The organism is Ramlibacter sp. (assembly GCF_036383835.1).
Lineage (GTDB): Bacteria > Pseudomonadota > Gammaproteobacteria > Burkholderiales > Burkholderiaceae_C > Ramlibacter.
On sequence record NZ_DASVNN010000008.1, the window covers coordinates 31,719 to 47,710 of the forward strand.

Genomic DNA, 15,992 nt, shown 5'->3' on the forward strand with positions numbered 1-15,992 from the left:
TATGGCACAATGCCCCGGACGTAACTGGTGAATTGGTCACTAAGGACGTAGTTTTGGCGCAGCGCAGCTGCGAAACTTTTCCCCAAGAGGAGAACCATGAAGAAACTGAACAAAGTGGCGCTGATGTTTGCCTCGACTGCGCTGCTGGCCGGCTGCGGAAGCATGGGTGTGACCACCGCCGCGCCCGCGGGTGGCCGCGTGATTGCCGCCAATGGCGGTACGCAGGTCGACAACTGGCAGAACGGCACCGGCCAATACGTCTGGCGCAACGGCACCAACGAACTGTGCTGGCGCGATGCCAACTGGACCCCCGCCACGGCCGCCGTCGGCTGTGATGGCGCCCTGGTCCGCGCTGCTGCCGTTGCGGCCCCGGTGATCGTCGCTCCGGCGCCCGCCGTGCGTCCGGCCCCGGCTCCGGCCCCGGCTCCCGCCGCGCCCCAGCCGCCCGCCGCCACCAAGGTGACCTACGCCGCCGACGCCTTCTTCGACTTCGACAAGGCCATCCTGAAGCCCGAAGGCCGCGCGAAGCTGGATGACCTGGTCTCCAAGATCCAGGGCATCAACCTCGAAGTGATCATCGCCGTCGGCCACACCGACTCCGTCGGCAACGACGGCTACAACCAGAAGCTGTCGGTCAAGCGCGCCGAAGCCGTGAAGGCCTACCTGGTCTCCAAGGGCATCGAGAAGAACCGCGTGTACACCGAAGGCAAGGGCGAGAAGCAGCCCGTGGCCGACAACAAGACCGCCGAAGGCCGCGCGAAGAACCGCCGCGTGGAAATCGAAGTGGTCGGCACGCGCGCCAACCGCTGATCGATACGGACACGAGAAATCGTGCACGAAAGGCCCCGCCTGGCGGGGCCTTTTTTCATTCCGTCACGCTGAGCTGCGTCCACAATCTGCCCCAGCCATGAACGAAACCCTGAACGCCGATCCCGCGGAACTCGCGAAGTTCTCGGAGCAGGCCCACCGCTGGTGGGACCCGGACAGCGAGTTCGGGCCGCTGCACCAGATCAACCCGCTGCGGCTCGCCTGGATCGACAACCTCGCCGGCGGGCTGGCCGGCAAGCGCGTGGTGGACATCGGCTGCGGCGGCGGCATCCTGGCCGACTCGATGGCGCGCAAGGGCGCGAAGGTCCTCGGCATCGACCTGGCGAAGAAGGCGCTGCGCGTCGCGCAGCTGCATGCGCTGGAGGCCGGCACGCCCGACGTCGAATACCGCGAGAGCAGCGCCGAGGCGCTGGCGGCCGAAGAGCCGCAGGGCTTCGACGTCGTGACCTGCATGGAGATGCTCGAACACGTGCCCCGGCCGGAATCGGTGGTGGAGGCCTGCGCCACGCTGGTCAAGCCGGGCGGCTGGGTGTTCTTCTCCACCATCAACCGCAACCCGAAGTCCTTCCTCTTCGCCATCGTCGGCGCGGAGTACGTGCTGAACATGCTGCCGCGCGGCACGCACGAATACCTGAAGTTCATCAAGCCCAGCGAGCTCGCATCCTGGTGCCGCATGACGCGGCTGGACCTGCTGAAGACCGAGGGGATGGAATACAACCCGCTCACGAAGCGCTACTGGCTCTCGGGCAACACGAGCGTCAACTACCTGGCTGCGGCCCGCAGGATCGGATGATCGCCCACGACATCAAGGCCGTGCTGTTCGACCTGGACGGCACCCTCATCGACAGCGCGCCGGACCTCGGCGCCGCGGCCGACAAGATGCGCACCGACCGCGGCATGCCTTCGCTGCCGCTGGAAAATTACCGGCCCATGGCCGGCGCGGGCGCGCGCGGAATGCTGGGCATCGCCTTCGGCATCACGCCCGAACACCCGGACTTCCCGGCGATGCGCGAGGAGTTCTTCCGCAACTACGAGAGCTGCATGACGCAGCGCACCTACGTGTTCGAAGGGGTGGCGCAGCTGATCGCCCTGCTGGAAGAGCGCGGCGTCGCCTGGGGCGTGGTGACGAACAAGTCGATGCGCTTCACGGCGCCGCTGACGAAGGCGATGCCGCTGTTCGCGACGGCCAGGGCCGTGGTGGGCGGCGATTCCACCCCGCATGCCAAGCCGCACCCGGAGCCGCTGCTGGAGGCGGCGCGGCAGGTGGGCGTGCAGCCGATCGAATGCCTCTACGTCGGCGATGACCTGCGGGACATGCAGGCCGGGAAGGCGGCGGGGATGGGCACGGTGGCAGCGACGTACGGCTACCTCGGCAGCACGGACGTGAAGGAGTGGGGGGCGGATGTGCAGATCGATACGCCGCTGGCGTTGCTGAAGTTGCTGGAGCGGGTGCGGCAGGCGGCTTAGGTCCTGGCCCCGTGCCGTTCACTCGATCCGGAAAGACGTCACGATGAGGCGGAACGGACCGGTGGCGTAAGCGCCGTGTCCGAGACCGTCCCCACCTCCCAGCACGAAGCCCACGCGCCAGGCTTCGGCCAGGGCCGCGTCGAAACCCGTGCGGTTGCGTTCGCAAGCGATGCCCGTCATCGAGATCCATCCTCGGTCCAGCCGCGCTTCGATGGCTGCGGCGCCAGGCTGGGGCTCGTGCGTCATCGCCGCCGCGTACCACCGATACGCCTCGAAATCCCTGCTCCAGTCATCTCCAGCGCGCTGAAAATACAGCGTCATGGTCCCACGCTTGTCGGGAAACCACCGGGGCACCAGCCGGGCGTCTTGTGTCTCGACGCGGTACTCCATGACGATGCGCGATTTGCCCGACAGCGAGCCAGTGGGCATCGTCACGTAGTGGACGGAGCCGATGTTCTGGCTGGGATAGGGAAATTCGATCGCCCATCCCTCCGGATGCCGCGACGGATGCAGCGGCATGTTCCACGAGCGCATCTGCCCATTCATGATCGGGCCGATTTCCCAGTTGTCCGGATCCATGGGGTCGAGCGACGCCGCCCCGGGCTTGGGGGCGGACATGCGCGTCCCGTCCGCCTCGCCTTGGCCGTGCGCCGAGAACGCGGCGGACAAAAGCACGGCGCAAACGACGGCCAGCGTCAACGATCGGGTGTGTGGCATGCATGAGCTGGGCTCATCGAGGACTTCGTCGGTCGGAAGCACAGCCATGCCGGCCACTATATATCCCGCCCGACGGTGCAGGTTGCTGGACGGAAGCCCTTGAAGTCCGACCGCGTGGCTTAAGATACGTCTTCCTGGGGCTGCACTGGTTTCGACGTGGGTTCGGACACGCAGCAGGGCATGTCGAGGGTCAGAGTACCTCGTAAATCCAGCTGAAACAAACTAACTGCGAACGACGAACGTTTCGCCCTCGCCGCTTAATTGCCGGTGAGCCTTGCAACAGTTGGCCGATGGGCTGGGTTAGGGTCGCAAGGTCCTAGCTGCAAGGGTAATTACATTGGCTGGCTTCTGTCCGGGTGCCTTGGGCAGGAGCGAGATCCAAGGGCACTGGCTGACCCGGTAGCGTGCGACTGCGCGATCGGGGCGGCGAGAACCAAATCAGACCGCTAAACATGTAGAACTGCTCGGAGAAGGCTTGCGGACGCGGGTTCAATTCCCGCCAGCTCCACCATCTTCCTCAAGGCCGCCCGCTCGAAGAGCCGGCGGCCTTTTTCATCGTGCGCCGCCGGCGCGCCGTGCGGGCGCTCACTGTCCATTGCCGAGTTGCTCCAGTACAATCCGGCGCTGATTGGCTAAGAGGCAAGTGGCGTGCAGCAAGTAGATCCGACCCGGGGTGTCCCCGCATCCACGTCGACGAGTCGCCTGCTGTTCCCCGTGTCGTGCGCGGCGGGATCCATCGCGCTCCTCGCCTGGCTGCTGAAGTACAGCCACTACGGCGTGGACCTGACGGACGAGGCGTACTACCTCGTCTGGATCGCCAATCCATTCCTCTACGACGTCTCCGTCCACCTGTTCGGATTCGTCTACCACCCCATCTACCGGCTGCTTCAGGGCGACATCGCCGCACTGCGGCAGGCCAACATCCTCGTCACCTTCGCGCTGGCCTGGCTGGTGGTGGCGCTGACGCTGGGCAGATCCGCCCGCGGTGCCATCGACTCGCGGCTGCGGGTGGCGTTGTCGTTCGGCTTCGCCAGCGGCGCGCTGCTGCTGGTCGACAACTGGCTGCCCAGTCCGAGCTACAACAGCCTCGCGCAGCAGGCCTTGCTGCTCACGGTCTCGGGCTTGCTGCTGGCGGATCGCGAACTGCACCGGACCAGCGTCGCGGGCTGGCTGCTGGTGGCCATCGGCGGTTGGCTGACCTTCATGGGCAAGCCCAGCACGGCAGCGGCACTGGCCGTGTGCGCTCCCGTGTACCTGTTCGCCGCCGGCAAGATGAATTGGCGCATGCTGATCGTGACCGGAATCGTGGCGGCCGCCCTGGTGGTGCTGAGTGCCCTGGCCATCGACGGTTCGCTCGGTGCGTTCGCGCGGCGCCTGGGGGTGGGCATGGAATATCTTGCGCACCTGCAAGGCGGCCACACCGTGCAGAACATCCTGCGCCTGGACCGCTTCCAGCTGAATGCACGCGAAAAGGCACTTCTCGCCGTCGCGGCCCCCGCCCTGTGCGTCGCCGGCTTGTGCCTGCAGCGGTGGCGGCCGGCCCGGCCCTTCGGGCTGGTTGCGTGCGCGATGCTGCTGGCCGCGGTGCTGCTGCTGGTGTCTGGCGTGCGGCTTCCCGATCCGCGGCTGGGCGTCTACAAGGACCTGCTGATCGCGGCCGTCGCCTTCGCCGCGATCGGCCTGGCCGTGGTGGCGCCCGGCAACTTGCTGGGCACGCTCCGTCGCGGCGACTGGGCCCTCGCGATCCTGTTCCTGGTGCTGCCGCACGTGTACGCGTTCGGTACCAATGGCAACTACTGGCAGGCGGCCGGCGCTGCCGGCCTCTTCTGGGCGATGGCGGGTGTGGTGCTGCTCGTCCCCACGCTGGCCGGGGACCGCTGGGCGACCCTCGTGCCGCTGGCCCTGGGGACCCAGGCGATCGTGGCGCTGGTGATCTATTCGGCGCTGTTGGCGCCCTATCGCCAACCCGAGCCGCTGTGGACGAACCGCACGCCGGTGGAGTTCGGCGCACCCGGATCCCGTTTGGTGTTGTCGCAAGACAATGCCCGGTATGTCGAACGCGCGCTTTCCGGGGCCAGGCAGGCCGGATTCACGCCAGGAACGCCGGTCATCGACCTGACCGGGCAATCCCCCGGTCTGCTCTACGCACTGCGCGCCATGAACGTCGGGCACCCGTGGATCGTCGGCGGCTGGCCGGGCAGTGCGCCCTTCACGCAAGCCCACTTGCGGCACGTGCCTTGCAAGGACCTCGCGCGGGCCTGGCTGCTGACGGAGCCCCGGGGCCCGCGCAGCGTGACCGGCGAGGTGCTGGCTCCCTTCGGACTGGACGTCGGGCGTGATTACCAGGTGGTCGGCTCGTGGGAGACTGCGCCGGGCGCCGGCGGTTATGCGCAGCCGCGCTTGCAGGTGTTGATGAAGCCGCTGCGGCCTGACGACATCGCAGGTTGCGCGCGGGCCACGGCAGGGGGGCTGGCACATGCCCCGCAATAATCCATCGCGCGAGGATGAACAGAGGCTGCACAGCGGGACTTCCGGGATGGACAGGCAATTTCCGGTGATGGGCGACGGCGGCGCCGGAGAGGGCGGGACGCTCATCTCCATCGTGGTGCCGGTCTACAACGAGGAGGCCAACGTCCGCCGCGCCTACGAAGCCATCCGCGCGGAACTCGAGCCCAGGGACGACCTGTCCTTCGAGATCGTCTTCACCGACAACCACAGCACAGACCGCACCTTCGACCTGCTGCGGGAAATCGCCCAGGCCGATCCGCGGGTGAAGGTCATCCGCTTCGCGCGCAACTTCGGTTTCAACCGGTCCATCATGGCCGGCTACCGCTTCGCCCGCGGAGACGCGGCCATCCAGATCGACTGCGACCTGGAGGATCCGCCGCAGCTCTTCCACGATTTCATCCGTCTCTGGCGCGAGGGGCACGACGTCGTGGTCGGGGTGCGCGCGCGACGCCAGGAAAGCCCGCTGCGGGCGCGGGCACGCAACGCCTATTACAGGTTCCTCGACAGCATCTCGGAGACCCCGCACCAGATGAACGCGGGGGATTTCCGGCTGGTGGACCGCAGCGTCCTGAACCAGCTCGCGCTCGTGGACGATGCGCAGCCTTACATGCGGGGCCTGATCTCCGAACTCGCGCGCAACCAGGGCGCGGTGCCGTACGAGCGCACCGCGCGGCGCGAGTTCGGCGAGAGCAAGTTCCCCGCCCGCCAGTTGCTGAAGCTCGCGCTGCAGGGCGTCTTCGCCCACTCCACGCTGCCGCTGAAGCTCGCGACCTACATCGGCCTGGCCGTGGCGCTGCTGACCGCGACGCTCTCCGCGGTGTTCCTGGTCGGGCGGCTGCTGCATCCGGAGAGATGGCCCGTGGGCTACGCCACCACCACCATCCTGATCCTGTTCGGCATCAGCCTCAACGGCTTGTTCCTCGGCGTCATCGGCGAGTACATCGCACGCATCTACGACCAGGTTCGCACGCGCCCGACGGTGATCGTCGAAAGGGCGGTGAACCTGGATGTTTCGGGTGGCCAGTATCGGGAGGAGGCGCCGCGTGGATTTCAATGAGACCAGGGAAACCTATCGCGGGCAGATCGAGCAGACGATCGCGTTCGCGGGACAGGGGCTGGACTTCTACACCAGGGTGAAGGCAGGCTACCTGCGGGACATCGTCGGGGCCGCCCTGCCGCAGCTGCCGTCGCCGCGGCTGCTCGATATCGGCTGCGGGCATGGCTACATCCATCCGGACTTGCGCCAGGCCGGCTTCGAGGTCGTCGGCGTCGAGGTCGCCGACGAGGTGTTGCCGCTGGCGCGCCAGGCGAACCCGGAGGTCGAGTACCGCGCGTACGATGGCCATCGCCTGCCCTTCGACGATGCGAGTTTCGACGTCGCCACCGCGATCTGCGTGATGCACCACGTTCCACCGCCGCAGTGGCCGGCGTTCGCGCGCGAGATGCGCCGGATCCTGCGGCCCGGCGGCATCGCCGTGGTGTTCGAGCACAACCCCTGGAATCCGGCGACGCGCTACGTGGTGGCCCGCAGCGAGATCGATGCCGACGCGGTGCTGCTGCCCGCCCCGAAGCTGCGCAGGCTGCTTCAGGAAGCCGGCATGTCGCAGGTGACTTCCAGGAACATTCTCTTCACGCCCTTCGCAAGCGGTTTCTTCCGGACGCTCGACAAGGCCCTGGGACGGCTGCCGCTGGGGGCACAGTACTACGCAATGGGACGCGCACTATGAATTCGATGCAGGTGGTTCTTCTGGCTGGAGGACTGGGGACGCGGCTGGCCGAGGAAACGGACCGCATTCCCAAGCCGATGGTGACGATCGGGTCCCAGCCGATCCTGTGGCACATCATGAAGCTCTATGCGAGCTTCGGCTTCAAGGACTTCGTGATCTGCGGCGGCTACAAGGTCAGCTCCATCATCGAGTACTTCGTCAACTACCGGCAGCACACCAGCAACCTGTGCATCGACATCGCGCGCAACGAGGTGCGGTATCTCAACGAATCGTCGGAGGACTGGAAGGTCACCATCATCGATACGGGCGACACGACCATGACGGGCGGGCGCCTGAAGCGGGTCCGGGAATACCTCAAGCCCGACCAGCCGTTCTGCATGACCTATGGCGACGGCCTGGCCGACGTGGACATCGGCCGGCTGGTCGCCTACCACCGCGAAAAGCGCTGCGAGGCAACGCTCACGGCGGTGCGGCCCCCGGCGCGATTCGGCGCCACGATCATCGAGGACGGTCGCGTCACGAAATTCAGCGAGAAGCCGGTCGGCGGCGACGGCCACATCAACGGCGGATTCTTCGTCCTGAACCCGCCGGTGCTGGACCTCATCACCGGAGACCAGACGGTCTGGGAACAGGAGCCGCTGGAAACGCTGGCCGCCAACGGCAAGCTCGGTGCCTTCATCCACGACGGTTTCTGGCAGCCCATGGACACGCTGCGCGATCGCAGGCAGCTGGAACAGCTTTGGGAATCCGGCCGCGCGCCCTGGAAGCGATGGTGAGCGCGCCGCAGGTCCGGCTGGACGCGAAGGCCTGGCGCGGCAGGCGTGTCCTCCTGACGGGACACACCGGGTTCAAGGGCGCATGGATGGGGCTGCTGCTCGCCCGGCTCGGCGCGCACGTCACCGGCGTGTCCCTTGCGTCGCAGCCCGGTCCTGGCCTCTTCAACCTGCTGGGCAACGCCAACCCCGTCCACTCGCAGCTCTGCGACATCCGCGATGCGGACCAGCTCCGGCGCGTCGTCGACGAGAGCCGCCCGGAGCTCGTGATCCACATGGCCGCCCAGGCGCTGGTGAGCGAGGGGTATGCCGACCCCGTCGGAACGATCGGCTCCAACGTGATGGGCACGGTTCACTTGCTGGAGGCGCTGCGGGGGATCCAGGGCCTGCGCGGAGTGCTCGTCGTGACCAGCGACAAGGTGTACGAGAACCGCGAGGCGGGCGTGGACTTCGCGGAGGATGCGGCGCTGGGCGGCTACGACCCGTATTCCGCCTCCAAGGCGGCCACCGAGATCCTCGCCTCGGCGTACCGGCGCAGCTTCTTCGACCGGCTCGGCGTGCCCGTGGTGACCGCCCGCGCCGGCAATGTGATCGGCGGGGGCGACTGGGCCGCCAATCGCCTCCTCCCCGACCTCTGGCGGGCCTACGAGTCCGGCCAGCCGGTGGTCATGCGCAGTCCGGGCGCCGTGCGCCCGTGGCAGCACGTGCTCGATCCTCTGTATGGCTACCTGCTGTACCTGCAGCACACCGTCGCCGGCGGGGCAACGATCCCGTCCATGAACTTCGCTCCGCCGCGCGAGCCGGTACGGACCGTGCTCGAAGTGGCCCAGACGTTCGCCGCCTCCCTCGGCGCGGACCGGCTCTGGACGGTGGAGGAGGGCGCCCGCCAGATGCACGAGAGCCGCTTCCTTTCCATCGACAGCCGCCTCGCCGCGCAGGCGCTGGGCTGGCGCACGAGCCTGGCCGTGGACGAAGCCGTCGGCTGGACGGGCGAGTGGTACCGGGCGTTCCAGGACCATGGCGACATGGAAGCCTTCAGCCAGCAGCAGATCGATGCCTACGCGCAGCGCGCGCAGGACCCGGCGCTGCTCCGTCCGCACCGCTAGCACGGTCGGCGCGCGATGCGGGAAACCCCGGTCCTGGCAGTCGTCGGCGGTGGCCGCTGGGCCCGCGTGTACCTCTCGGTGCTGGCACGGATGCCCCTGTCGTGCCGGCTTGCGGTGGTTTCGCGGCATGGCGGGGAGCGCGTGGCCGCGATGACGGATGCCTGCGGACGATCCGTCACGGTGCTTCCGGACCTGGACGCGCTGCTGGCCGCCGGCAAGCCGGCGGGGGCCGTCGTCGTGAATGCCGCCATGAGCCACGTGGACACGGCCCGGACGCTGCTCTCCGCCGGGGTGCCGGTGCTGGTGGAGAAACCCGCCGCGACGGATGCGGCAGCGGCGCGATCGCTGCTGGCCGCGGCCGAACATGCCGGTGTTGCGCTGATGCCGGCGCTGACTTACCTGCATTGCTCCTACCTGGACCACTTTGCACGGCTCGTGCGGGCCGGCGCCCCGCGGCCTGCCACGCTTCGCCTCGTCTGGACCGACCCGGCCGGCGAGGTGCGCTACGGGGAGCAGAAAGACCACGACCGGGGGATCGGCATCGCCATGGACGTCGTGCCGCACGTGTGGGGCATCCTCGTGGCCGTGCTGGGAAGGCAACCGGTCTCGGTGGAGCGCTGCGTCGTGGAACGCGGTGGCCGCGGGGTGGAGCTGCGCCTGCGAGCTGGCGCCACCCTCTGCGAGGTGCTGATTGGGCGGCAGACGGGCGCGCGCCAGCGGCTGATCACGGTCGGCGGCAGGCTCGCGATCGATTTCAGCACCGAGCCGGGGACGATCCGTGTTGGCGATTCGCAGGTTTCAGGAGACGCGGATTGGAACATCCGCACGGACCGTCCCGTGCGCCGGCAACTCGACGCCTTCGTCGCTGCGATGGCTGTGCGTGCGACCCAGGAGTCGCTGTCGGATCTCCTGGAGACGGCGCGGCTGGCCGGGGAGTGCGACGGTCTGGTGAAGGCCCGGCAACGCACGATGCTTGCGGCCACCCCGGCGAGCGTCTTCGATGCGGACACCGCCTGTGCCGTGCAGGAGTTGCTCGCCGACGCGCGCGTGCGGACCGGCCGCCTGCAGGCTGGAGACCGTGCCGGGCTCGAGGCCCAGGTGCAGGCCCTGCGGGCCCGGGCCGCCGCGGAGCCGGATGGGGACTGGCTGCGCGTCCTCTCGGCGGAGGGCGTTTGAGGAGGACCGGCCGCTAGGCGCGGCCCGCAGCCAGGGCGACGCCGACCACGATCAGTGCAATGCCGAGCATCTGCACCGGCGCCAGCCGTTCGCCGAAAGTCACGACGGCGAGGACCGGTATGATCACGAAGGTCAGCGCCATGACCGGGTAGATGGCCGAAAGATTCGCGGTGCGCACCGCCAGCATCCATGTCGCGCTGGCCGCCAGCGCCGCCGCGAGGCCGCTCAGCACCCACGGATCGAGGAACATGGCGTAGAGGAATTCCTTGCCCTGAGCGGCGCGCGACAACTCCAACGCCCGTGCCTTGATCGCCATCTGGCCGTACACGGTCAGGCCGATGGTCAGGAACACGTAGAAATAGGCACCCATGATTGTGAACAGGGAAGATTGCAGCAGATGAACGACAACCTGATCGAGATCCACCACTGCGAAGTGTGCGGAAGTAAGCAGCTTTCCAAGGTGCTTGACCTGGGACGGCATCCGCTTTGCGACGACCTCGTTGCGATCGGAGACCCGCGGGTATGCAGGGAGTATCCGATCGAGATCCTTTTCTGCGAGCGCTGCTGCACCGCGCACCAGCACTACCAGATCCCCAAGACCGAACTGTTCCCCTCCACCTACCATTATCGCTCACGGCATACGGCGGACGTGCTCAATGGCATGCGCCAGCTCGTGGAGGCCACCGAGCGCCTGGCAGGATCGCTCCAGGGCCGGAAGGTGCTGGACGTGGGCTGCAACGACGGCAGCCTGCTGGGCTTCTTCGCGCAGCGCGGGGCTCGCTCGTTCGGCGTCGAGCCCACGGGCGCGGCCGCGGACGCGGTCGCCGGCGGCCACGACGTGGTGAACGATTTCCTGACCGAGGACGTGGCACGCGCCTTCGTGGAAAGGCACGGTCAACCCGACGTGATCACTTTCACGAACGTCTTCGCGCACATCGAGGACCTCGAAGCGGTCATCCGTTCCCTCAAGATCCTTTCGGCACCGGGCACCCTGATCGTGGTCGAGAACCACTATCTGGGCGCCATCGTGGCGCGCAACCAGTTCGACACCTTCTATCACGAGCACCCCCGGACCTACAGTTTCCGGTCGTTCGAGTTCATCGCGGCCTCGCTCGGCATGCGGGTGGCGAAGGCGGAGTTCCCGCATCGGTACGGCGGCAACATCCGGGTGTTCATGACCGCGGCCGACCTGGGAACGGAAGCGGACGCCGCGGAAGAACTGCGCGCGCGGGAGGGCGGCTACGGGGAAGGGCTCGTGGCGCTGGCGCAGGGGATCGACCGGTGGAAGGCGAACAAGGGCGCGCGGATCCAGGAGGCCGTGCGCCGCAACGGCCCGCTCAAGGGCAAGGCGTTTCCCGGCCGGTCGGCCATCCCGATCAAGATGCTGGGCCTGACGGAGAGGGACGTCGCGGCGGTCTACGAGAAGCCCGCTTCGATCAAGGTGGGCCACTACGTCCCCGGCACGCGCATCCCGATCCTGTCCGATGACGACTTCGTGCCGTCCGACACGCCGGTCCTGCTGAACATGGCCTGGCACATCGCCGCGGAAATCGGGACCTACATGCGCACGCGCGGGTATCAGGGCGGGATCATCGACATCATCGCGGAAGAAGACTTCCGCTAGGTCTTGTCGCGCCGGCGCTGCAGCCACACCGTGAGCTGCATGCCGGTGCCCGTGCGCGCCATGTAGCTTCGCAGCAGCGGGTGCAGGACGCGCGGCACGTTGTAGATCGAACAGACTTCGTGCCGGTGTTCGACCACCTCGTAGTCGAAGCGCCGCGCATGCTGCCGGAACGACTCGATGCTGAACTCGTAGAGGTGATACGGCGAGTGCATCGGACTGAGGTTGGTGACGTAGTTCAGGCCGTTGAGCGCATAGAAGGCGTTGATCAGCTTGGCGACCAGGTGCCGCGACGAAGGCACTTCGGCCTGGACCACTCCGCCGGGTTTCAGCCAGTGCATCACCTTTTCGATCGCGCGGCCCGGCTCCTGCAGATGCTCGAGCACCGCGCCGAAGGTGATGAAGTCGAAGCTCGCCGGCGCGTACTGCGCGTCCTCGATGCCGGCGAGTTGCAGCCGCTCCGGAGCGATCCCCGCGTTCGCGATGGTGTGCCGGCGGAACGGCTCGGAAGGTTCGATGCCGTGCACGTCGAAGCCGGCGCGCTGCATGGCCACCATGGCCTTGCCCAGGCCCGCGCCGATGTCGAGTGCCGTCATCCCGGGCGTGAAGCGCAGCAGCCGCTTGGCTTCGGCGATCTCGCGCGCGAAATACTCCGGCGGCGTGTCCCAGTGGCCCGGGCGGGTCCAGTAGCTCTCGGGCGGCACGCCGTAGTGCTCGGAGATCTCCGTGGGTTTCGGCCGCGGGTCGGCGAAGATCAGCTCGCACTGGAGGCACTTCTTCAGCGTGACGCCGACGCCGGAGACGCGCCGCGGGTGCCGTCCCTGGCTGCGGTTCATCCGCAGTCCCAGGACCTTGTGGTGCCGCGAGCCGCACATCTCGCATTCGCCGACGGGGATGAATTCGTAGCTCAAGGTTGCTTCTGGCTGGTGACGAGATCGAGGGGCGCGGCCGTCAGCTCGCGATAGACCGACAGGGTGGCGGCGATGATCTTGCGCTCGTCGAAGTCCGACGTCGCACGCTGGCGCGCGGCGGCCGCGAGGCGGCGGCGCAGGTTGGTGTCGTCGTGCAGGGTGGCGATCGCACGCGCGAGCGCTTCGGCGTCCCGGGCGCGCACCAGCAGTCCGTCGACGCCGTGGCGGACCACCTCGCGGCAACCGGGCACGTCGGTCGTGACCAGCGGCACGCCGCAGGCGCCCGCTTCGATCAATCCCTTGGGCAGCCCTTCGCGGTAGCTGGGAAGGACCACCACGTCCACCGAGCGGAACAAGGCGGGCATATCGTCCACCTGACCCAGCCACCGGATCGCGCCTTCGTCGATCCAGCCGCGGATGGTTTCTTCGGGCACCGCCGCGGGATTGCCGGCGTCCGGCGTGCCGGCCAGCAGGAACTCGATCGCGCGGCCCTGCGAACGCAACTGCCGTGACGCTTCCACGTATTCCGCGATGCCCTTGTCCCACAGCAGCCGCGCGGGCAGGACGACCCGCAGCTTGTCCGGCCGCGCCGCGGGCGGTGGCTCCTGCGTGGACGGCGCGAAGCGCTGGCAATCGACACCCGATCCCGGGATCAGGCGGATCCTGTGCGGCCGGACCAGTTCGGCGCTTTCGAACAGCGCCACGTCGTCCGGATTCTGCAGGATCAGCCGCGCGCCCTCGCCGTCGAGGGCCAGCCGCATCAGGCCGCGCACCACCGGCCGCAGCATGCGCGCCTTCAGGTCGCCGCTCGTGAACACGTAACCCATGCCCGCCACCGCGTTGACCCGCGCGGGCACGCCCGCCAGCCGCGCGGCCAGGGAACCATAGACCGCGCATTTGATGGTGAATCCGTGCACCAGGTCGATCTGCTCGCTGCGGCACAGCCGCCGCAGCCAGTCGACGAGCACCAGCTCGCGCCAGGGATTGAGGCTGCGCCGCACCATCGGCGCCGCTTCCCAGCGGAAGCCGAGGGCGCGCAACTTTTCGCCGTAGGGCCCGGGCGGCGAGACCAGAAGCACCTCGTGACCGGCGTCCCGCAGCGCCTGCGCGAGCGAGCGCCGGAAGTTGTACAGGTACCACTCGGTGTTGGCGAACAGCAGGACGTTCAAGCACTTCCCCCAGGAGAGGCGTCGGCCGCGCTCCACGCCTGGAACATCAGGATGCACCAGAGGCGTTGGCTCCAGTCGCGGCTGCCGCTCAGGTGTTCCTGCCATGCGGAGCGCACCCCCTGCGGTTGAAAGTAGCCGCCGGCGCGCAGGGACTGCGTGTCCAGCAGGTCTTCGGCCCAGTTTCGCAGGGGCCCGCGCAGCCAGGCGGCGAGAGGGATCGCGAATCCGCTCTTGGGCCGCTCGATCAGCGCGCGCGGCACGTGGCGATACAGCACCTGGCGCAAGGCCCACTTGGTTTCGCCGCCACGGATCTTCATGTGCTGCGGAAGCCGCCAGGCGAGTTCGGCCACGCGGTGGTCGAGGAAGGGGACGCGCGTCTCCAGGCCGATCGCCATCGCGGCCCGGTCGACCTTGCACAGGATGTCGTCGGGGAGGTAGCCGATCGTGTCCCAGTACATCATCCGTGCACGGGCGTCGCCAGCCACGTTGCGTGGAATCGGCCCGGTCGCGCGCGGCGGTCCGGGCGGAACCTGCGCCAGGACGGCACCGGGCTGCGGCCAGCAGCTCACGAGGTTGTCGTAGAGCCCATCGACGCTGCGCACGCCATGCATCGCCGTGCCCAGCTTGTGCAGCTTCTCCCGCGAGCGCGCCGGCGTGGCGAAGCGCGCCATCGGATGCTCGCCGAGGCTGGCCGCCAGGCGCATCGAGGTGGCGAGCACCTGGCGCGCGGGATGCGGAAGGCGGCCGACCTTGGACCAGATGCGCGGTGCCCAGAGGTAGCGGTTGTAGCCGCCGAACAGCTCGTCGCCGGCGTCTCCGGAGAGGGCCACGGTCACCTGCGAACGGGCGGCGCGGCACACGAGGTGCGTCGGGATCTGCGACGAGTCGGCGAACGGCTCGTCGTACATGCGCGGCAGGTGCGGTATGACGCCGCGGGCCTCGGCCGACGTGACCCGCAGTTCGTGGTGGTCGGTGCCGAGGTGGCTCGCGACCGCACGGGCGTGCAGCGATTCGTCGTAGCCATCTTCCTCGAATCCCACCGTGAAGGTCTGCACGCGCCGGCTGCTCTGCTTCTGCATGAGCGCGACGATCGCCGACGAATCCACGCCGCCGCTGAGGAACGCCCCGAGCGGGACGTCCGCCAGCGATTGCATCTTCACGGATTCGCACAGCTGCCGTTCCAGCAGGTCGATGGCCGCGACGTCGTCCAGCGGAGCGAGGGAATCGGCGTGCTGGATCGTGTCGGCCAGCGACCACCACCGCGACACGGACAGCGATCCGTGCGTTGCCGGTGCCGCCGGCGCCATGGCGGGCGGCTGCGCGGGCGGATGCCCGCGCAGCGTGAGCAGGCAGCCCGGCTCCAGCTTGTACACGCCTTCGTAGATCGAGCGCGGCGCCGGCACGTACATGAAGCGCAGGTAGTCCGCGAGAGCGTCGAGGCTCACCCTGCGGCCGAGTCCATGGTGCTGGCGCAGCGCCTTCAGTTCGGAGCCGAAGACGAAGGCGCCATCGGCCCAGCCGTAGTACAGGGGCTTTTCCCCAAAGCGATCGCGCGCGAGGTGCAGGCACCGTTCGCGCCGGTCCCACGCCGCCAGTGCGAACATCCCGACGCTGCGTTGCAGCGTCTTTTCCAGGCCCCAGCGTTCCATGCACGCCAGCAGCGTTTCCGTGTCCGAGTGCCCGCGCCAGGACGGCGCGCCGCCTTCCTTGTCCAACGCGGCGCGCAGTTCGGCGTGGTTGTAGACCTCTCCGTTGAACACCAGCACGAATCGCTGTCCCGCCGAGTGCATCGGTTGATGCCCCGCGGCGGAGAGATCGATGATCGACAGGCGCGTATGCCCCAGCGCGATGCCGCGGTCGGCATCGGTCCAGTGTCCGCGGTCGTCCGGGCCGCGATGGTCCAGGGCCGACGTCATGCGGGCGACGGTCGCGGCCAGGTCCGCCTCCCCGTCGTGGCGCGTGCTCCAGAGGCCGGTGATGCCGCACATG

The 15,992-nt window shown here is 68.2% G+C and carries 15 protein-coding genes and 1 other RNA gene; 11 read left to right on the forward strand and 5 right to left on the reverse strand.

From position 1 onward, the window contains the following. Nucleotides 1-96: 96 nt before the first annotated feature. The 3 genes from ompA (at nt 97) to gph (ending at nt 2,295) form a co-directional block, all read left to right on the forward strand. Entirely contained in the window at nt 97-810 is a 714-nt protein-coding gene (gene ompA / locus VF522_RS01045) for an outer membrane protein OmpA (protein ID WP_330906346.1), read from the forward strand. Nucleotides 811-907: 97 nt separating this feature from the next. After that, on the forward strand, nt 908-1,621 hold the full coding sequence (ubiG, locus tag VF522_RS01050) for a bifunctional 2-polyprenyl-6-hydroxyphenol methylase/3-demethylubiquinol 3-O-methyltransferase UbiG (RefSeq protein WP_330906347.1): 714 nt from the start codon (nt 908-910) through the stop codon (nt 1,619-1,621). Then, the gene (gph, locus tag VF522_RS01055) at nt 1,618-2,295 is read left to right on the forward strand and encodes a phosphoglycolate phosphatase (protein WP_330906348.1); all 678 of its coding nucleotides are present in this window, start codon (nt 1,618-1,620) and stop codon (nt 2,293-2,295) included. The genes ubiG and gph overlap by 4 nt, the downstream gene beginning before the upstream one ends. Nucleotides 2,296-2,313: 18 nt before the next feature. Here gph and VF522_RS01060 read toward each other — a convergent pair whose 3' ends face one another. Further along, complete coding sequence (locus VF522_RS01060; protein WP_330906349.1) at nt 2,314-3,060, reverse strand: hypothetical protein; 747 nt, start codon at nt 3,058-3,060, stop codon at nt 2,314-2,316. 88 nt (nt 3,061-3,148) lie between these two features. On the opposite strand from VF522_RS01060, the gene ssrA reads away from it, so the two are divergent. The 7 genes from ssrA (at nt 3,149) to VF522_RS01095 (ending at nt 10,302) form a co-directional block, all read left to right on the forward strand. Next, nucleotides 3,149-3,523, forward strand: a transfer-messenger RNA (tmRNA) gene (ssrA, locus tag VF522_RS01065). A 137-nt stretch (nt 3,524-3,660) separates the two neighbouring features. Continuing rightward, entirely contained in the window at nt 3,661-5,502 is a 1,842-nt protein-coding gene (locus tag VF522_RS01070; protein ID WP_330906350.1) for a hypothetical protein, read from the forward strand. A 46-nt stretch (nt 5,503-5,548) separates the two neighbouring features. Then, nucleotides 5,549-6,577: a glycosyltransferase family 2 protein gene (locus VF522_RS01075; RefSeq protein WP_330906351.1), complete on the forward strand. Its 1,029-nt coding sequence runs from the start codon at nt 5,549-5,551 to the stop codon at nt 6,575-6,577. Continuing rightward, nucleotides 6,564-7,247 carry a class I SAM-dependent methyltransferase gene (locus tag VF522_RS01080; protein ID WP_330906352.1) on the forward strand — a complete coding sequence of 228 codons (684 nt, stop codon included), beginning with the start codon at nt 6,564-6,566 and terminating at the stop codon, nt 7,245-7,247. Before VF522_RS01075 ends, VF522_RS01080 begins: the two co-directional genes overlap by 14 nt. 5 nt (nt 7,248-7,252) lie before the next feature. Then, on the forward strand, nt 7,253-8,023 hold the full coding sequence (gene rfbF, locus VF522_RS01085) for a glucose-1-phosphate cytidylyltransferase (protein WP_330906353.1): 771 nt from the start codon (nt 7,253-7,255) through the stop codon (nt 8,021-8,023). Beyond that, nucleotides 7,987-9,126, forward strand: coding sequence for a CDP-glucose 4,6-dehydratase (rfbG, locus tag VF522_RS01090; protein WP_330906354.1), 1,140 nt, complete (start codon nt 7,987-7,989; stop codon nt 9,124-9,126). The genes rfbF and rfbG overlap by 37 nt, the downstream gene beginning before the upstream one ends. A 15-nt stretch (nt 9,127-9,141) precedes the next feature. Then, nucleotides 9,142-10,302, forward strand: coding sequence for a Gfo/Idh/MocA family oxidoreductase (locus VF522_RS01095; RefSeq protein ID WP_330906355.1), 1,161 nt, complete (start codon nt 9,142-9,144; stop codon nt 10,300-10,302). A gap of 13 nt (nt 10,303-10,315) precedes the next feature. On the opposite strand, the gene VF522_RS01100 is transcribed toward VF522_RS01095, so the two are convergent. Then, nucleotides 10,316-10,726: a hypothetical protein gene (locus VF522_RS01100; RefSeq protein WP_330906356.1), complete on the reverse strand. Its 411-nt coding sequence runs from the start codon at nt 10,724-10,726 to the stop codon at nt 10,316-10,318. Between VF522_RS01100 and VF522_RS01105 the strand changes: the two genes are divergently transcribed. Next, entirely contained in the window at nt 10,700-11,926 is a 1,227-nt protein-coding gene (locus VF522_RS01105; RefSeq protein ID WP_330906357.1) for a class I SAM-dependent methyltransferase, read from the forward strand. The two genes, VF522_RS01100 and VF522_RS01105, sit on opposite strands and share 27 nt — an antisense overlap. On the opposite strand, the gene VF522_RS01110 is transcribed toward VF522_RS01105, so the two are convergent. Genes VF522_RS01110 through asnB form a run of 3 tightly spaced genes read right to left on the reverse strand, consistent with a single transcriptional unit; the run spans nt 11,923 to nt 15,991 of the window. Next, nucleotides 11,923-12,834 carry a class I SAM-dependent methyltransferase gene (locus VF522_RS01110; protein ID WP_330906358.1) on the reverse strand — a complete coding sequence of 304 codons (912 nt, stop codon included), beginning with the start codon at nt 12,832-12,834 and terminating at the stop codon, nt 11,923-11,925. The genes VF522_RS01105 and VF522_RS01110 overlap by 4 nt on opposite strands. Continuing rightward, the gene (locus VF522_RS01115) at nt 12,831-14,003 is read right to left on the reverse strand and encodes a glycosyltransferase family 4 protein (protein ID WP_330906359.1); all 1,173 of its coding nucleotides are present in this window, start codon (nt 14,001-14,003) and stop codon (nt 12,831-12,833) included. Before VF522_RS01115 ends, VF522_RS01110 begins: the two co-directional genes overlap by 4 nt. Continuing rightward, complete coding sequence (asnB, locus tag VF522_RS01120; protein ID WP_330906360.1) at nt 14,000-15,991, reverse strand: asparagine synthase (glutamine-hydrolyzing); 1,992 nt, start codon at nt 15,989-15,991, stop codon at nt 14,000-14,002. Before asnB ends, VF522_RS01115 begins: the two co-directional genes overlap by 4 nt. Nucleotide 15,992: the final 1 nt, after the last annotated feature.